This is a genomic window from Alteromonas gracilis (assembly GCF_002993325.1).
Taxonomy (GTDB): domain Bacteria; phylum Pseudomonadota; class Gammaproteobacteria; order Enterobacterales; family Alteromonadaceae; genus Alteromonas; species Alteromonas gracilis.
This window is the reverse complement of the sequence record NZ_PVNO01000031.1, coordinates 413,416-428,431: the sequence shown is the minus strand read 5'-3', so window position 1 is coordinate 428,431 and position 15,016 is coordinate 413,416. Positions and strand designations below refer to the sequence as shown.

General features: G+C 44.2%; 12 protein-coding genes. 7 read left to right on the top strand and 5 right to left on the bottom strand.

The genetic code is table 11. The features are described from left to right. Window positions 1–127: 127 nt before the first annotated feature. Complete coding sequence (locus C6Y39_RS18525; protein WP_105932674.1) at window positions 128–1,345, bottom strand: MFS transporter; 1,218 nt, start codon at window positions 1,343–1,345, stop codon at window positions 128–130. 281 nt (window positions 1,346–1,626) lie between these two features. On the opposite strand from C6Y39_RS18525, the gene C6Y39_RS18520 reads away from it, so the two are divergent. Together C6Y39_RS18520 and C6Y39_RS18515 are read left to right on the top strand one after the other, a co-directional pair. After that, window positions 1,627–3,576 carry an alpha-amylase family glycosyl hydrolase gene (locus tag C6Y39_RS18520; protein WP_105932673.1) on the top strand — a complete coding sequence of 650 codons (1,950 nt, stop codon included), beginning with the start codon at window positions 1,627–1,629 and terminating at the stop codon, window positions 3,574–3,576. 349 nt (window positions 3,577–3,925) lie between these two features. Then, window positions 3,926–4,168 (top strand): CPXCG motif-containing cysteine-rich protein, encoded by a 243-nt coding sequence (locus C6Y39_RS18515; protein ID WP_105932672.1) that lies wholly within the window; start codon window positions 3,926–3,928, stop codon window positions 4,166–4,168. A gap of 85 nt (window positions 4,169–4,253) precedes the next feature. Here the strand turns inward: C6Y39_RS18515 and folE are convergent, their stop codons facing one another. After that, the gene (gene folE / locus C6Y39_RS18510) at window positions 4,254–4,937 is read right to left on the bottom strand and encodes a GTP cyclohydrolase I FolE (RefSeq protein WP_105932671.1); all 684 of its coding nucleotides are present in this window, start codon (window positions 4,935–4,937) and stop codon (window positions 4,254–4,256) included. A gap of 160 nt (window positions 4,938–5,097) precedes the next feature. Between folE and folM the strand changes: the two genes are divergently transcribed. The 3 genes from folM (at window position 5,098) to C6Y39_RS18495 (ending at window position 7,898) form a co-directional block, all read left to right on the top strand. After that, window positions 5,098–5,805 (top strand): dihydromonapterin reductase, encoded by a 708-nt coding sequence (gene folM, locus C6Y39_RS18505; RefSeq protein WP_105932670.1) that lies wholly within the window; start codon window positions 5,098–5,100, stop codon window positions 5,803–5,805. A 148-nt stretch (window positions 5,806–5,953) separates the two neighbouring features. After that, window positions 5,954–7,018 (top strand): agmatine deiminase family protein, encoded by a 1,065-nt coding sequence (locus C6Y39_RS18500; protein WP_105932669.1) that lies wholly within the window; start codon window positions 5,954–5,956, stop codon window positions 7,016–7,018. Further along, window positions 7,005–7,898 carry a carbon-nitrogen hydrolase gene (locus tag C6Y39_RS18495; RefSeq protein ID WP_105932668.1) on the top strand — a complete coding sequence of 298 codons (894 nt, stop codon included), beginning with the start codon at window positions 7,005–7,007 and terminating at the stop codon, window positions 7,896–7,898. Before C6Y39_RS18500 ends, C6Y39_RS18495 begins: the two co-directional genes overlap by 14 nt. Before the next feature lie 118 nt (window positions 7,899–8,016). On the opposite strand, the gene pdeM is transcribed toward C6Y39_RS18495, so the two are convergent. Together pdeM and C6Y39_RS18485 are read right to left on the bottom strand one after the other, a co-directional pair. Beyond that, window positions 8,017–8,721, bottom strand: a complete 705-nt coding sequence (gene pdeM / locus C6Y39_RS18490) for a ligase-associated DNA damage response endonuclease PdeM (protein WP_105932667.1) — start codon at window positions 8,719–8,721, stop codon at window positions 8,017–8,019. Window positions 8,722–8,909: 188 nt separating this feature from the next. Then, on the bottom strand, window positions 8,910–11,489 hold the full coding sequence (locus tag C6Y39_RS18485; RefSeq protein WP_105932666.1) for a ligase-associated DNA damage response DEXH box helicase: 2,580 nt from the start codon (window positions 11,487–11,489) through the stop codon (window positions 8,910–8,912). Between the two features lie 224 nt (window positions 11,490–11,713). Here C6Y39_RS18485 and C6Y39_RS18480 point away from each other — a divergent pair, with 224 nt between their 5' ends. Both C6Y39_RS18480 and C6Y39_RS18475 read left to right on the top strand, forming a co-directional pair. Next, window positions 11,714–12,892, top strand: coding sequence for a DUF418 domain-containing protein (locus tag C6Y39_RS18480; RefSeq protein WP_105932665.1), 1,179 nt, complete (start codon window positions 11,714–11,716; stop codon window positions 12,890–12,892). A 141-nt stretch (window positions 12,893–13,033) separates the two neighbouring features. Continuing rightward, window positions 13,034–13,972, top strand: coding sequence for a type 2 periplasmic-binding domain-containing protein (locus C6Y39_RS18475; RefSeq protein ID WP_240618936.1), 939 nt, complete (start codon window positions 13,034–13,036; stop codon window positions 13,970–13,972). A 114-nt stretch (window positions 13,973–14,086) separates the two neighbouring features. Here C6Y39_RS18475 and C6Y39_RS18470 read toward each other — a convergent pair whose 3' ends face one another. Then, the gene (locus tag C6Y39_RS18470) at window positions 14,087–14,902 is read right to left on the bottom strand and encodes a putative porin (RefSeq protein ID WP_105932664.1); all 816 of its coding nucleotides are present in this window, start codon (window positions 14,900–14,902) and stop codon (window positions 14,087–14,089) included. Window positions 14,903–15,016: the final 114 nt, after the last annotated feature.

Below are 15,016 nucleotides of genomic sequence, written 5' to 3'. Positions count from 1 at the left end.
TAGCGGTGATACTTGAATAGGTGAAGAGTAAACAACAATGATAAGAAAAACCAGTGCCGGAACTTAGCCCGGCACTGTTTAAGAGAAAGTAAGGCCTGCTGACGACAAGCCTAAGAAAAAACGAACATTAGTTAGCGTATTCGCTTGCCTCTATTTCAGCCAAACGCGCCTTTGTAGGGTTCTTAATGTAGTTATACACCAAGCCCACAAATAGCAACGCCGCGAACCCTGTTGCCACCATAAAACCGTATTTAGCATCGCCGCCATTAGCGTCACTCACAAGCCCCATTATAAACGGCCCAGCGGCTGCACCTGCGGCGGTGAAGAACAATATAACGCCGGCTACACTGCCGTGCTGATGCTTAGGAAAACAGCTTATCCCTTTGGAGTTGAAGGTTGGGTATATGACCGACATAAAAATACCTGTCAGAGGGAATAAGAACAGGGCAACTTGTTTTCCGCCCCACAAACCAATACCGAAACACAATACAATCGCGCCGGTAAATAGCATCAACACCAGTGCCCAGTTGAAACGAGACATCATCCAGATACCTACAAACCGTCCTGCAGCTCGAAGAATAAAGAAGGCGGTCACTGAATATATGGCCAACGTTTGTGAAAAGCCTTCTGTATAACAATCATACGTCGCCTTAAGTGTGGTTGCATCGCACACTAAATAGCTTGGCATCCAAACATAAATCGCACTTTCTGCAGCAACATAGAGAAATGCACCTATCGAGAAACCCAGCGCATAGGGATTTTTAACCAATTTCAGACTTTGTGCTATAGATACCTTTTCTTCACCGTTTCCTGTGTTTCTTGTATAAGCAGGATATTTAACTAATAACGCCCCCACAATGAGTACGGTGCAAACACCACCGGCAATGACATATAACCACTGCCATGCAACGCCTTGATGAATGAGGTATGCAACAATTAACGGACCAATGATTGCACCTACGCCAAAGAATGCTTCTGCGCCGTTCATGGTAGCTGTGTGCTGTTTAGTAGATGACGATATATCACCAATTAACGCAAGGGCACCCGTTTTGAAGATACCCACGGCTACACCAGAAAGACTCATTAGACTCACAATAAGCATGAAGTCGTTGGCAATTAGGAAGCTGTAGCATGCTAGACCAAAAAGCGCGAGCCCTATGATAATGGTAGGCTTTCGCCCTAGCTTATCGGCTAAAAAGCCCAAAAATAGACCTGATAGTGCAATACCCAGCATAGGGAGTGAGTGCATCAAGCTAGCTTGTGCATTAGTGACCGAAAACGCCACTTTTACTTCTTTGATTATCTCCCCTACAGAATCTGATGTCATTGCAAACATCATAAACATAAGGTATGTCAACCACCTGATAATTCTGCTACTAGAGTCCTGATTAGGCATATTTTGTCTCGCAATTACACTGGCGAAAGGATTAGCTTAACCTTTCTTAAATTCATAAAAATACGTTTACTGTTTCACGTACTCATTTTGTAGAAAATAACGATTTAATAACCTTGAAAAATAAGCTTAATCGTTTAAGATAAAAGTTAACAGAATTTAAAAAGCCTGTAAACCCGATAATTTGGATAGGCTAACTTAGCATACAAGTGTGTAACAATTTGGAGTTTTCTATGAGCTATGCTGCTGACAGTGGTGTATGTTTAGACAGAATCTTGGCATCTACCGATTTATCTGGCCTTACAAAGAAAGACGCGACGACATTCACTCGTCGATTGAAGGCGCATTTTCCTCGTCTTTTTGAAAAATATACTTACGTCTATGGTCATCAGTACGACTGCTATTTCCATTTACAAAAGCTCGTTGAAATTTTAAGAGACGGTTTAAAAAACCGAAAGCCTGCACTTAAAAAGTTAGATAGCCAACGCCTCGACTCCCCCTTATGGTATCGCGATGAAGAACAGGTCGGAATGGCCTGTTATGTCGATTTGATGGGACCGACGCTCAACGACCTACACGACAAAATTGACTACTTTAAAGCACTTGGTGTTACTTACGTTCATTTGATGCCTTTATACGATGCCCCTAAAGGTGATAGTGACGGCGGATATGCAGTTTCGGATTACCGAAAGGTAAATCCAACGTTAGGAACGGTCAAAGATCTGGAAAAACTTGCTGACGCACTCCAGAAAGAAGGGATTAATCTTGTTCTCGATTTCGTCTTTAACCATACCTCAGATGAGCATGCCTGGGCCAAAGCGGCGTTAGACGGTAACAAACAATATCAAAACTATTACTACTTGTTTGATGATAGAACGATTCCAGATCAGTACGAACATACGCTTAGAGAAATCTTTCCACAGGTAAGAAGAGGCAGTTTTACCTTTAATGAGCAAATGGAAAAGTGGGTGTGGACCACATTCAACAGTTTTCAGTGGGATCTTAACTACAGCAACCCAGAAGTATTTAATGCAATCACTTCAGAAATGCTTTTTCTTGCAAACCTGGGCTGTGCTGCGCTACGTTTAGACGCATTGGCGTTTATTTGGAAAGAACTGGGCACAAACTGCGAAAACCAAGAAAAAGCACACGTGCTGATTCAAGCGTTTAACTGTTGTCTACAAATTGTAGCGCCCGCCGTGGTATTTAAGTCAGAAGCTATCGTACATCCCGATGAGGTACTTAAATATATCGATAAAGACGAGTGTCAGCTGTCTTACAATCCACTGTTAATGGCGTTGCTATGGAACTCGCTGGCAACGCGCAAAACGCGACTTTTAACCAGCTCAATGAAAAAGAGTTTTGCAATATCTGATGACTGTACATGGGTTAACTATGTGCGCTGTCATGATGATATAGGATGGACATTCGACGATGCTGTCGCGCACGACATTGGCATTAATCCGTTCGATCATCGTTTGTTTCTCAATCAATTTTACACCGGAAGGTTCGAAGGAAGCTTCGCAAACGGCGTACCCTTTGCTGAAAACCCTTCTAACGGCGATTGCCGGGTATGCGGGTCGCTTGCATCACTGTGTGGCTTGGAAGGCGCACTAAACGATAACGACGCGCAGGGCGTAGACGAAGCAGTAAAACGCATGCTATTGCTCTACGGCATTACGTTTAGTATCGGCGGTATTCCTTTGCTTTATTCAAGTGATGAAATTGGAAAGCTTAATGACTACAGCTACCGTGATGACGATAGCAAGAAACACGATGACAGATGGGTAAATCGGATCGCTGTGACTAACGAAGACACCCAGCTTGCACTAGGTGAAACCACACCTTCGAATACGGCGCAATCTGCAAGCCTGCGCGTTTTTAAAGGTCTTCAACAAATGATAGCGATAAGGAAGGAGAACGCCATCTTTGGTCAGGCTAAAACCCATATACTAGAAACTGACAATCAGCATTGCTTCGCCTTTTTGCGTGAAAGTACTGAAGGGGAAAAGCTTCTTGCTATTTGTAACTTCAGTGAACACCCTCAATCACTATCCCGTAGCATTTTGGCAACACTTAAGCACTCTGCCAGTAAAGATTTGCTTACTGGTGAAACTGTCGAGATAAACTCTTCAGCACTGCTACTCGCCCCGTTTCAACAAATGTGGCTACTTCCCGCATAATTATCTTTCTATAAACTACACCCAACTAATTTCTAGCGTCAGCTAGCAGATTAGTTGGGACTTGTTCAGCAAACAATTTAAATTCATTCACGTCAACAACTTAACAACTATCCCATAGTTTCAAAAGCAAATGAAAAAATTACTACTATACTTAGGTGTGTTGGTGATTATTTCACATGTTTGGAAGTGTGCGACACGTTAGACCACTGAAAGCGCAGGAAGTGAGAAAATGCATTCACCAATAGGTTTGGTTTAATACTTGCTAGGTTAATTCTTGCTAAGACTTCTTGGAATACTATTAGCAGGACTTCTCTGAATTAAGCCGCCGGCGAAATTCGAATTGTGTCATATGGATATGTTTAACATGGTAACGGATAGAACGATGCAAAGTGATAGCGCTTTGGAATACATGTGCCCTTATTGCGGGGCAATTAATGATTTTAAACTCGACAGTCTTCGCGACATGTATCACGAACAGCATGAGTCATGCAGCTGCTGTAACAAGATACTAAGCCTCACCCCCGCTGACGGGATTGCAGGACGCGTAAATCTTATCGTCGATGAGGTTATTAACGACAATGTCATCAAGTAACCTTCTCTTCTAGGTTAGTTCATGTCTCTCTAAACAAAAAACCGCTGAATTCAGCGGTTTTTTTAATGCTAGCAACGGGGTAAGCCTAACGGAAAAATTCTCGCTTTAACTCGTTGTCTGTAAGGAAACGGCCGCCTAATGCAGACGTTTTTGTATATGAGTTCGTATCTCGAATGCCACGCGCCTTAACGCAATAGTGCGTGGCATTTATGCTCACTGCAACGTCTTCAGTGTTCGTGAGCGTTTGCAATGCCACGAGCACTTGCTGAGTTAACCGCTCTTGCACCTGGGGGCGCTGCGCAAAAAAGCCGACAAGTCTGTTTATTTTTGAAAGCCCAATTACGGTGTCTTTAGGAATGTAAGAAACCGTAGCAGTGCCGTCGATAGTGACAAAATGATGCTCACACGTGCTGGTCAGGCTGATGTCCGAAACCTGCACTGGCTGATCAATCTGCATCTTATTTTCGATAGCAGTAATTTTAGGAAACTTTCGATAGTCCAGCCCACCAAAAATCTCATTAACATACATTTTAGCGATTCGCGCTGGCGTGTCACAAAGACTATCATCAGCCAAATCTAAACCAAGCGTGTCCATAACATCTCGCATGGCACTTTCAATCCGCTTTCGCTTCTGTTCATCTGTCAGCCCATTAGCTACCATTGGCGTTTCTAACCCTTTGGCTTCTAATGCATCTCGTACACGTTGTGCTGATTCTGAAATAGAGTGGTCCAGTGCGTCGCGCACAATTACCGCTTCTTTTGCTAACATTGCTTTATCCGTTGTTACTGCTTTTTTTGAACTTCTACGCTGAGTTACTCGTAAAAGTTCGGTTATACAACAACATGACTTTTATTTAATGTTGTTGCTACCGATAGTGCTACTTACACAATAATAAAACTGCGACTGCTTATTTAAGAAGGACATCATCTTGAAATCACCTGTACTTATAACAGGCGCTAGCCAACGTCTTGGACTAGCCATGGCCGAAAGTTTACTTGAACAAGGCCAGCATGTAGTGGTGACGTATCGAACACCACGCCCGAGTATCACGATGCTTAAGGATAAAGGCGCAACAGTTTTACAAGCTGATTTTAGCACTGAGGCGGCTATTGATCGAGCAATTGATGAGATTAAGGCAATCAGTAAAACCTATCGGGCCGTTATTCATAATGCATCCGATTGGGCACAAGAAAAAGACAGTAGCGATAAGCAGAGCCTCATAGAGCGAATGATGATGATTCACGCTATCGCACCCTACCGCATTAACTTAGCGCTAGAAGATGCGCTACGCGAGTATGAAGGCCAAGCCGATATCATTCATATGACTGATTACATTCAAGAAACGGGCAGCGAAAAGCACATGGCATATGCAGCAAGTAAAGCTGCCTTGCACAATCTCACCTTATCGTTTGCAAAAAAGCTTTCTCCTCAGGTAAAAGTAAATAGCATTGCTCCTGCTTTGCTTATGTTTAATGAAAATGACGATGAAGCCTATAAACAGAAAGCTCTTAAAAAGTCGTTACTTGAAATAGTTCCTGGCGCGCAAGAAGCCGTGAAAGCGATGAATTACCTATTTGATAGTGAATATGTGACTGGGCAAACCCTTCATCTCAACGGTGGGCGGCATTTGAAATAAAGCATATCTGTCGCGTCATATAACAGGCGTAGACCAATGTAATAAAGTAATCGTCACAGCCATTTAATTTCATCGCCATTTGCCTTGGTCTACTGCTGGGGCATGGCTATAATCCGAACCCTATTTTTACGCTATTTGGAATTTTACTATGCACGGCAACCGTATTATGGCACCTGAATGGCATGACATCGATGCTGTCATGCTGGCATGGCCGCATGCACAAACCGACTGGGCTCCATGGCTAGAAGAAGCGAGAACGACCTACCTTAACGTGATCTCGGCAGTAAATCGCAATAATGCGAGTGTTATTTTATTGTGTGCGCCTGATGATGTTGACAACGTTTTATCTCGTCTGCCTGAAAGTGCACAAGTGCTAATCGTTCCTGCTTCATATAATGACACGTGGATGCGAGATTATGGTTTTATTACCTGCAAAGACAGTGATGGAAATGGCTCACCAGTAGAGTTCCGATTTAACGGTTGGGGTAATAAGTTTAATGCTGCTGAGGATAACCTTGCCAATCAGCGTTATCTTGCCGCCATGTGTAAATCTGCACTACGCAGCAGTCCTATTGTGGCAGAGGGCGGTGCGTTAGAGATTGATGAAAACGGGCATTTACTGAGTACCGCGCAGTGTTTGCTTAACCCTGAGCGTAACGGCGATATGTCCTTAAGTGCCTATGAAGATGCATTTAAAGACATGCTGGGCTGCAGCAAGGTAACTGTTTTGCAAAATGGTCATTTAGAAGGCGATGACACTGACGGTCACATCGATACCCTTGTGCGCTTTACACCAAACGAAGGCTTAGTTATTCAAGCCTGTAACAACCGCCCTAACGATAGTCACTTTGAAGGGTTAAAAGCATTGTGTGACGAGTGCGCCCTTGAACTGCCTGAGCATGAACAGTTTCATTTACCGCTGCCTAATATTGTAAATGATGAAGGGGATCGCTTGCCGGCATCGTACGCTAACTACTTGATTTGTAACAACGCTATTTTACTGCCTGTTTATGGTGAAGAAGAAGACGCAGAAGCCATTGAAACAGTAAAAAGAGCACATCCAAATCATATTGTTGAACCAATTGATTGCAGTGTACTCGTAAGACAATACGGCAGCTTGCATTGTATTTCCATGCAAGTGCCTACAAATACATTAAAAGATTCAATTATCACCACCTTAAAAAAAGGAGTGTCATTACATGCGCCCAGCTAAGCTAAAAGTGGGTCTGGTACAACAGGCCGTTGCTGATAACGACAAAGCAACGAACTGGAATAAAAGTGCCAAACAAATCGCCAAATTAGCGGCTGAAGGCTGCGAGTGTATTCTTCTTCAAGAACTTCACAGCACCCTGTATTTTTGCCAGCAAGAAGATACTAACGCCTTTGACTTGGCTGAGCCAATTCCAGGCCCAGCGACAGACTTTTTCGGTGAACTCGCTGAAAAGCACAATATCGTATTAGTGACGTCGCTATTTGAAAAGCGTGGCTCAGGGTTGTATCACAACACTGCCGTAGTATTTGACCGCAGTAAAGAAATTGCAGGCAAATACCGTAAAATGCATATTCCCGACGATCCAGGCTTTTATGAGAAGTTTTACTTCACTCCGGGCGATATGGGCTTCACGCCTATTGAAACCAGCGTAGGTAAGCTTGGCGTATTGGTATGTTGGGATCAGTGGTATCCAGAGGCGGCACGCCTTATGGCAATGGCAGGCGCAGACTTGTTGTTCTATCCTACCGCGATTGGCTGGGATTTAACTGACACAGAAGAAGAGCGTACGCGTCAGCACGGTGCATGGGAAACCATTCAGCGCTCTCACGCTGTGGCAAACTCGGTACCAGTTATCGTGGCAAACCGCACTGGCTTTGAGGCTTCACCTGTTGAAGGTGACCCTGGTATTCAGTTCTGGGGACAAAGCTTTGTTGCAGGCCCACAAGGTGAGATTTTGGCCAAAGCCGACGCTGAAGGGGAAACAACTCTAACAGTAGAGCTTGATATGGAACGCACCGAGCAAGTGAAGCGCATTTGGCCTTACTTCCGCGACCGCCGCATAGATGCCTACGACGAACTAACCAAACGCTGGCGCGACTAACCTAAATAAACGGGGGTCAGAGTACATTTTTTCGAAGCAGCAATAACTGCGAAATGTACTCTGACCCCTTTTTTAATTCTGCCGCGGTAGAAATGTACTCTGACCCTATTTGGGTGGTTCACACTTTAAAAATAATGTTGTCGTAAAGCGTGAAAACCTGACGGGTCGGCTTGGGAAGAAGCGCTAGCATGACGTCTTCGTCTATGTCTAACCCGCCGGTGAACTGGCCGAAGGCTGGCATCACAAGTAAGTTTTCGTTGTTAGTAAAGCATTTACCAGAGTAACGACGGCGAGAAATTGTGGTGCGATTCTTGGGATGGTAGTGACCGATAACCTGAGCACGAGTTTCGCACATTTCTGGTTCATGCCTGAACACCATGTTATCTAGCACTATTTCAAAACATGGCGTACCGGGAATGCCTTCTGGCAGATCTGGGTCATGATTACCTTCCACCCACATCCACTCTTTCACTTTATCAACAAGCCTACATAAGTGCTGACGGTCTTCAATAGTCATACGAGACATGCTGTACTTATCGTGAAAACTATCGCCTAAGCTGATTACGCGCTTAGGCTGGTAATCATCAATAATGCCTTCTAGGCGCTTAAGCGTGGCGGTGGAATCTAAACTGGGTAAGGGGTTGGCATAGCTGCGTAAATAGCTGCCTTTTTCTAAGTGAAGATCAGACACAATCAGCCAATCGCATGCGGGTAAATACGCCACACCGCGTGCGTCTAGCAACCACAGGTAATCTGCATATTTCGTAATTGTGATTTGGCGCTGACTGACTTTTTCAGTCAGCCACGCGTCGGTTATTGCCAAATTATCCTCTTTATTTTTCGTTTGTGAGTTTTTATTACCGGGGTAAAGCTGCGCGTTTATTTAGCGAAATACTATTAAGCTTTCCTGTTCAACGGACTTACCGCAAATGTTTGTTAAGTAAAGCATCAGGCGTGAAGTAAATCGTCCATATGGGAAAGCGATGTTTGAATATTCTATTAAGTTTCACCCTATTCAACGCTAGCCCCTGAAAGCAACGCTCGAACTTCGTCTAGCATGGTTTCGGCTTCGGCGTATAAATTAGCTTGCTCAATAATAGCTTGCGCACCAGCGCCTTTTACTTGTTCACTGCGCACATCAAGTACTATAGGAATAGCCATAGGCGAAGGTTTTTCAAGGTTCACCAGAGTTGCTGAATCTACGTAGCGAATAAGTAAGTTTGCCAGGCGGCGCAAGTCGAGTAACTCTCGCTCAGCATCAGCCCGGGCTACTTTGAGTAAAATATGGTCGCGGTCGTGTTCACGCAACGTATCGTAAATAAGATCAGTTGAAAAGGTAACCTGCTTCATAGTTTTTTGGCTGGCGTGATAGCGCTGTTCAGTCAGCCCACTTACCACCGCCACTTGCCTAAACGAACGCTTAAGCATAGGCGCCTGTAACATCCAATCTTCTAGCTCGTCCCCTAGTATATCCGGCTGAAATAGCTGTTGAAGCTGACTTTGCGTGATGGCGTTTACTGATGCTACCGATAATCCGTAGTCGGTCACGCTGAAGCTCAAAGGCTTGATGCCCATTTTCTCCATTCGCCGAGTTAGCAACATACCTAGAGTTTGATTTGCCTTTCGTCCATCGAAGGTGTAATACAAGGTATAGTGCGCTTGCCTAAATGGAAATTGCTCCACCAGAACCCGCTCAGGACTAGGTAACTCAGAAAAGGCCTGCTGAAGGTTAAGCCACTCTTGTACCTGCACTGGTAATGCTTTCCATGTGTTTTGATTGGCCAAGATAGCGCGAACACCTTCCGCTAAATAGGTAGACAGCGGCATTTGGCCACCCGCGTAGCTTGGAATTTTAGGCTCTTTAGCTTTTGCTGGTTTGGCGTGAAGCTGCATATCGCGAATAGCTTCAAAGCGCAGCACCTCTCCGCCAAAATAGAAGGTATCTCCCGGTGTTAATTGTTGAGCGAAATACTCTTCCACCTCTCCGATAATCTTGCCTTGATTTCCTCGACGGATACGCTTTACTTTAAGCCGCCCCGCTTCAACTATGGTGCCTATGTTCTGTCTGTGCCTTTGAATAACACGCCGATTAGCTGGCGAAAAAGTGCCATCGTCGTTTCTTGTCAGCCGCTGGTAACGCTCATACGCGTTTAATGCGCTACCGCCGTCTTGGGTGAACTGCCACAGCTTATCGAAATCATCTCTATCTAGCCCTTGATAAGGCGTAGCAGTGAGAATCTCTTGATATAAAGTATCAGGGCTTGCAGCTTGGCTGCACAAACAGTTCAAGATAAACTGGGGAATAATATCTAACGCGCCTGGCTGTGGGCTTTCGCCGTCTAGCTCTCCTTTTTCAATTGCGGTGATCGCCGCCCGGCATTCCAGTGCCTCAAAACGATTTGCAGGTACAAGTAACGCTTCACTCGGCTCATCTAACCTGTGATTCGCTCGCCCTATCCTTTGCAGCAGCCTGCTTACGCCTTTAGGTGCGCCGACTTGAATCACTTTGTCTACGTCGCCCCAATCAATACCGAGCTCAAGCGCAGACGTACATACAATAGCCCGCAGCATACCGCTTGCCATCATGGCTTCGGTTTTCCGGCGCTGCTCTTTACTCAAACTACCGTGATACAGTGCAATGGGTAGCGCAGCCTTATTTGCCTCCCACAACATTTGAAACAACAGCTCTGATTGAGCGCGGGTGTTTACAAAAACCAGCGTAGTCTTAGCACTTTCAATGGCTTGATAGATATCGTCGATAGCGTAGCGAGCCATAAAGCCACCAAAAGGCATGCGCGCTTTAGAGCGCAACATTTCAACTTTAGGCTTTTCACCCGCTTTCACTTTTATAATATTAGCTACACTGTCGCTGCCAGCCAGCCAAGCGCCCAAAGTCTCTGGAAATGCTACGGTGGCAGACAGCCCAATGCGCTTACAGTTTGGAGAAAGCACGCTTAACCGTGCGAGAGCAAGTGATAAAAAATCGCCGCGTTTATTGGCCATTAAACTATGCGTTTCGTCGATTATGACACGCTTTAGCTTGCCAAAAAGCTTATCGGCATCGGCATAGCTCAACATCAGCATGAGCGATTCTGGTGTGGTAAGTAGTATGTTTGGAGGCTTTTTACGCTGGCGCTGGCGCTTGTGCGAGGGCGTATCGCCAGTGCGTGTTTCGGCCGTTATCGGCAGCGCCATTTCTTCAATGGGCTGCAACAAATTACGGTGGATATCTTGCGTGAGCGCTTTTAGCGGCGAGATGTAAAGGGTATGTAGGCCGTTGAAACCACCCTTTTCTTTTCCTTTCTTTGCTTGTTTATCTGTAGCCTTTGTTTCGACGAGTTCGTCAGTTTCTCTCAACCTAGAAAACTGTCTCGTTTCAGAGGTCTCGATTGGTGCCTCGTCTTCTACCATCTCAGCAAGCTCGACTAGGCTAGGTAAAAAGCCGGACAGAGTTTTGCCTGCTCCAGTGGGTGCAATCAATAATGTACAGTCATGCTGGTCTTTCTCCACCAGCATGGTGTGTTGATAATCGCGAAGTTGCCAGCCTTTTTGTTCAAACCAACGGGCAAAGACTGAAGAAAGTGGGGTCATTGATGGTTCTTGTTAATACTTTTAGCACTTATACGGCAAAACCTTAGTTAGGTTTACTTGTTACACCTTAAGATAGGTGCAGGAAGTAATCAGCCTAAGCGCGTTTAATGTTTAGATACACTTTTCACTTCGCTCTTGCGCAATGTCTTAGCGTAAACTTCAGCGCAGGGTTTTCGATCTTCTTAGACTTTACGAATTAGCGATTTTTCTTACAAGGACCGTATATGCGAATTCATTCAATAGACGCCGTTAGAGGCTTAGCCATCCTCGGCATCCTGTTCATGAACATTACATTCCACCAAAACGGTTATGTTAACTACGCGTTTTTTGAGGAGCCGCTGTTATCAGACACGATTATTTCACTTTTCAACACGCTGTTTTTGGATGGACGATTTCGTTCTCTGTTCTGCTTGCTGTTTGGTGCGGGTCTGGCATTACAATTTGAGGCCTGTGAAAAGCGCGGGCGCAATTTTCTAGACTTCTCACAAGCCAGACTTAAATGGCTGTTTGTATTTGGTCTACTGCATGGCGTATTTATTTTTAGCGGCGACATCTTATTATATTACAGCCTGTGCGCATTTTTTATTTTAAAACATTTCACACTTCCTCAAAGTGAACTCAAAAAGAAGAGTATTAACTATCTTATTGTGGGAAGCGCAATCATGTTAGTTGGTGGACTCGTCATGGCGTTTTTTTACGACATGGGGGGTAAACTGCCAACACGACCAAGTGAAACGTTTAACGAAGAAGTGGCCTTGTGGCAAAGCGGCTATTTAACGCAGCTTGGTATTCAAGCGTCATTTATGCTGTCTACGGTTATTGTCGCGCCATTCACTATGCTGTGGCAATCGATGGGGCTTATGATGTTTGGTGCATACTTGTATAGAACAGGCTTTTTCAATCACGGCTTTTCGTCACTGACTTTTAAGAAATTAGTGTTGGTTGCAATCGTCACATCCATCATCACTGCACTTCTGCAATTTTTATTCGAACAGGTAACATTAGATGTAGTACCTATGTTTACTAGTATTCCAGCCATTTTCTGCGCTTTGGTTTACGCTCACGTACTGATAAACATAAAACATACTGGGGCATGGTTATATCAGTCGCTCATAAACTGTGGCAAAGTTGCGTTCACGCTCTATCTAACCCAATCAATAGTACTCGCTGTGCTGTTCCGCATCATTATGCCGGCCTATTTTCCAAACTTTATTTACAGCGTAACGTTGCTTGATTTACTTCTGGTCACTATCGCCCTCTCTGCAGCGCAAGTTATTTTAGCGAACGTTATTGCCAAGCACTTCAACAAAGGTCCCTTTGAAGCCCTATGGCGAACAATGTATTTGCGCAGTTTTTACAAAAAGCAAAAATTGAAACATGATGAGGTAGAGCAGCTCACCTAACACTATGTCGCTTGCATCTTGAAAATTGTGTCTATACTGAACGGTAAACGTAACCTAAATAACTAGGCCTGCTAACTTTTTCTCTGTACTAAAGGTTAGCAGGTCCAATGGCTTTTTCATAAGCCATTGAGGTAAAGAGGTATGATAGAGAATCGATTTCAAATAGGGCTATTTTCAATTGTAGCGGTAATGATAATTTGGCATCTTTTCTGCCAACGTGCTTTTGGAAGTGAGTTAGATAGTGCACAAACATCACAGCGCCCCTGTAACAATTGCGAGGTTAAAATAGTCGAAAGTAGTAAGTTCGACTATGAGTCTCATGCTTATTACTCTTCACTACTTAGATTAGCGCTCAGCAAAACGGATGACCCTCTTAAACCAACTTCTCTCGTAGAAAGTAGCGGCCATTTGGTTCAAGAGCGTGTGCTGCGCCAGCTAAACCAAGAAGGCGGGATCGACGTATTTTGGACAGTGACGTCAAAACTACGTGAACAGCAAGCCATTCCGGTGCGTGTCCCCTTATTAAACGGAATCATGGGTTACCGCGTCTCTTTGGTACGTCAAAGCTCTCAAAATGAATTTAAAAATGTTCGTAGCGCTTTCGACCTGACGCGCTTTGTTGCAGGTCAAGGCCACGACTGGCCTGATTTTCAGATTCTAAAGCACAACGGATTTACCACCTTGGGGATCAGTAATTACGACATTATCATTGAACTTTTAAAAGCTGGCAGAATCGATTATTTTCCTCGTGCAGCCCATGAAGCGATAGTAGAGGCTGAATCGCTAAACGACCCAGACGTTATCATAGAGCCTTCCGTTTTATTGTATTACCCGTCTTATATGTTTTTCTTCGTTTCAAAGTCGAAACCTGAATTAGCGCTGCGAATAGAAAGAGGGTTAAATATTGCTCGACAAGACGGTAGTTTCGCCGCGTTATTTGAAAAGTACATTAATTTTAGCGATGTCAAAAAAGCGCTGAAGCTATCAGAGAGAACCGTACTCAAACTCGATAATCCCCACCTCTCCAAAGCAACGCTAGACGCAGCACCGGCAGATTCATTATCGACACTACTTCAATAGAACAACAGCACCGCTCAAGCCCTCGAGTTATTACTTTAAGCTGTCTCAACTATATGGATGAAGTATAAAAAAGGGCCTGTTATAAATAAGGCCCTTGCTCACTTAAGTAGCGTATTAGAATCTAAACGTTCCTAACAAGGTAGCCGAGCCCAACTGATTCTCGTCGGTATCATAACCTAAGCCAAATTCGATAGATGAATGCGGGTTAAACCAGTAGTGAGTGCCTAATTCAATAACGTTGTCAGAGCCTATTACTTCATTGCTTTCGTGAATGTAGGTCACTCCCACGCTCCAATCAGGACGGAAGTAATAATCTGTATCTAGCTCAACGGAGAACTCACCATCAAACTGTGTTGCTTTCAATTTGGTATCCCACCCCGGAGAAAACTTACCAGAACGTTGCCCAAAGCTCGTATATCTTGCAAATGCACTGTAGCTGAATTCTGAATCAGAACGCTTTTCGCTAACGCCAGCATTGATGGAACTGTAAAGCTCTTCATTAAGGTGAAAATACTCAACACCAATGCCGTATTCCCAATTTTGATTCGCAAAGGTAGACACTTCTACAGCATAGCGATTTAACGTTTCGTCATAGAATCTACTGTCGTTAGTTACACGCCCATAGCGACCTCGAATAACTAACGCGTCTGAGTAAAACCACTCACCTCGTACATTTACGCTGTCGATATTATCAATACCAAAATAATCAACAGAAACATTGTTCGTTCTTTGAAGATAAGGGCTAATCGACCAAGGTTGCTGGTCAATGTTCACTGATTCGAAATAGTAGCGGTAGCTCGCTCCAATAAAATTGTCGTCGGCATCACGGACATCAGAAAACCCTAGTGCAACTTCATGCTGAATATCTGTTGATTGGGCAAAAACAGGAAGGGTTGAAATAGCAAGTAAACAAGCGCTTAAACGTAACATTAGGCAATATCCTTATTTATTGTGAGCATCCAAAAAAAGCTTTTTTAGTAGGGCGTTGAAGTTAAATTAAAAGGTCGTGTAGTGCAATACTCGAAAGCACATCGACATATTTTG

Coding starts and splice junctions, on each gene's coding strand:
- C6Y39_RS18525 (WP_105932674.1), bottom strand. CDS start 1,345: ATGTTTATGATGTTTGCAATGACATCAGATTCTGTAGGGGAGATAATC.
- C6Y39_RS18520 (WP_105932673.1), top strand. CDS start 1,627: ATGAGCTATGCTGCTGACAGTGGTGTATGTTTAGACAGAATCTTGGCA.
- C6Y39_RS18515 (WP_105932672.1), top strand. CDS start 3,926: ATGGATATGTTTAACATGGTAACGGATAGAACGATGCAAAGTGATAGC.
- folE (WP_105932671.1), bottom strand. CDS start 4,937: ATGTTAGCAAAAGAAGCGGTAATTGTGCGCGACGCACTGGACCACTCT.
- C6Y39_RS18500 (WP_105932669.1), top strand. CDS start 5,954: ATGCACGGCAACCGTATTATGGCACCTGAATGGCATGACATCGATGCT.
- C6Y39_RS18495 (WP_105932668.1), top strand. CDS start 7,005: ATGCGCCCAGCTAAGCTAAAAGTGGGTCTGGTACAACAGGCCGTTGCT.
- C6Y39_RS18485 (WP_105932666.1), bottom strand. CDS start 11,489: ATGACCCCACTTTCTTCAGTCTTTGCCCGTTGGTTTGAACAAAAAGGC.
- C6Y39_RS18480 (WP_105932665.1), top strand. CDS start 11,714: ATGCGAATTCATTCAATAGACGCCGTTAGAGGCTTAGCCATCCTCGGC.
- C6Y39_RS18475 (WP_240618936.1), top strand. CDS start 13,034: ATGATAGAGAATCGATTTCAAATAGGGCTATTTTCAATTGTAGCGGTA.
- C6Y39_RS18470 (WP_105932664.1), bottom strand. CDS start 14,902: ATGTTACGTTTAAGCGCTTGTTTACTTGCTATTTCAACCCTTCCTGTT.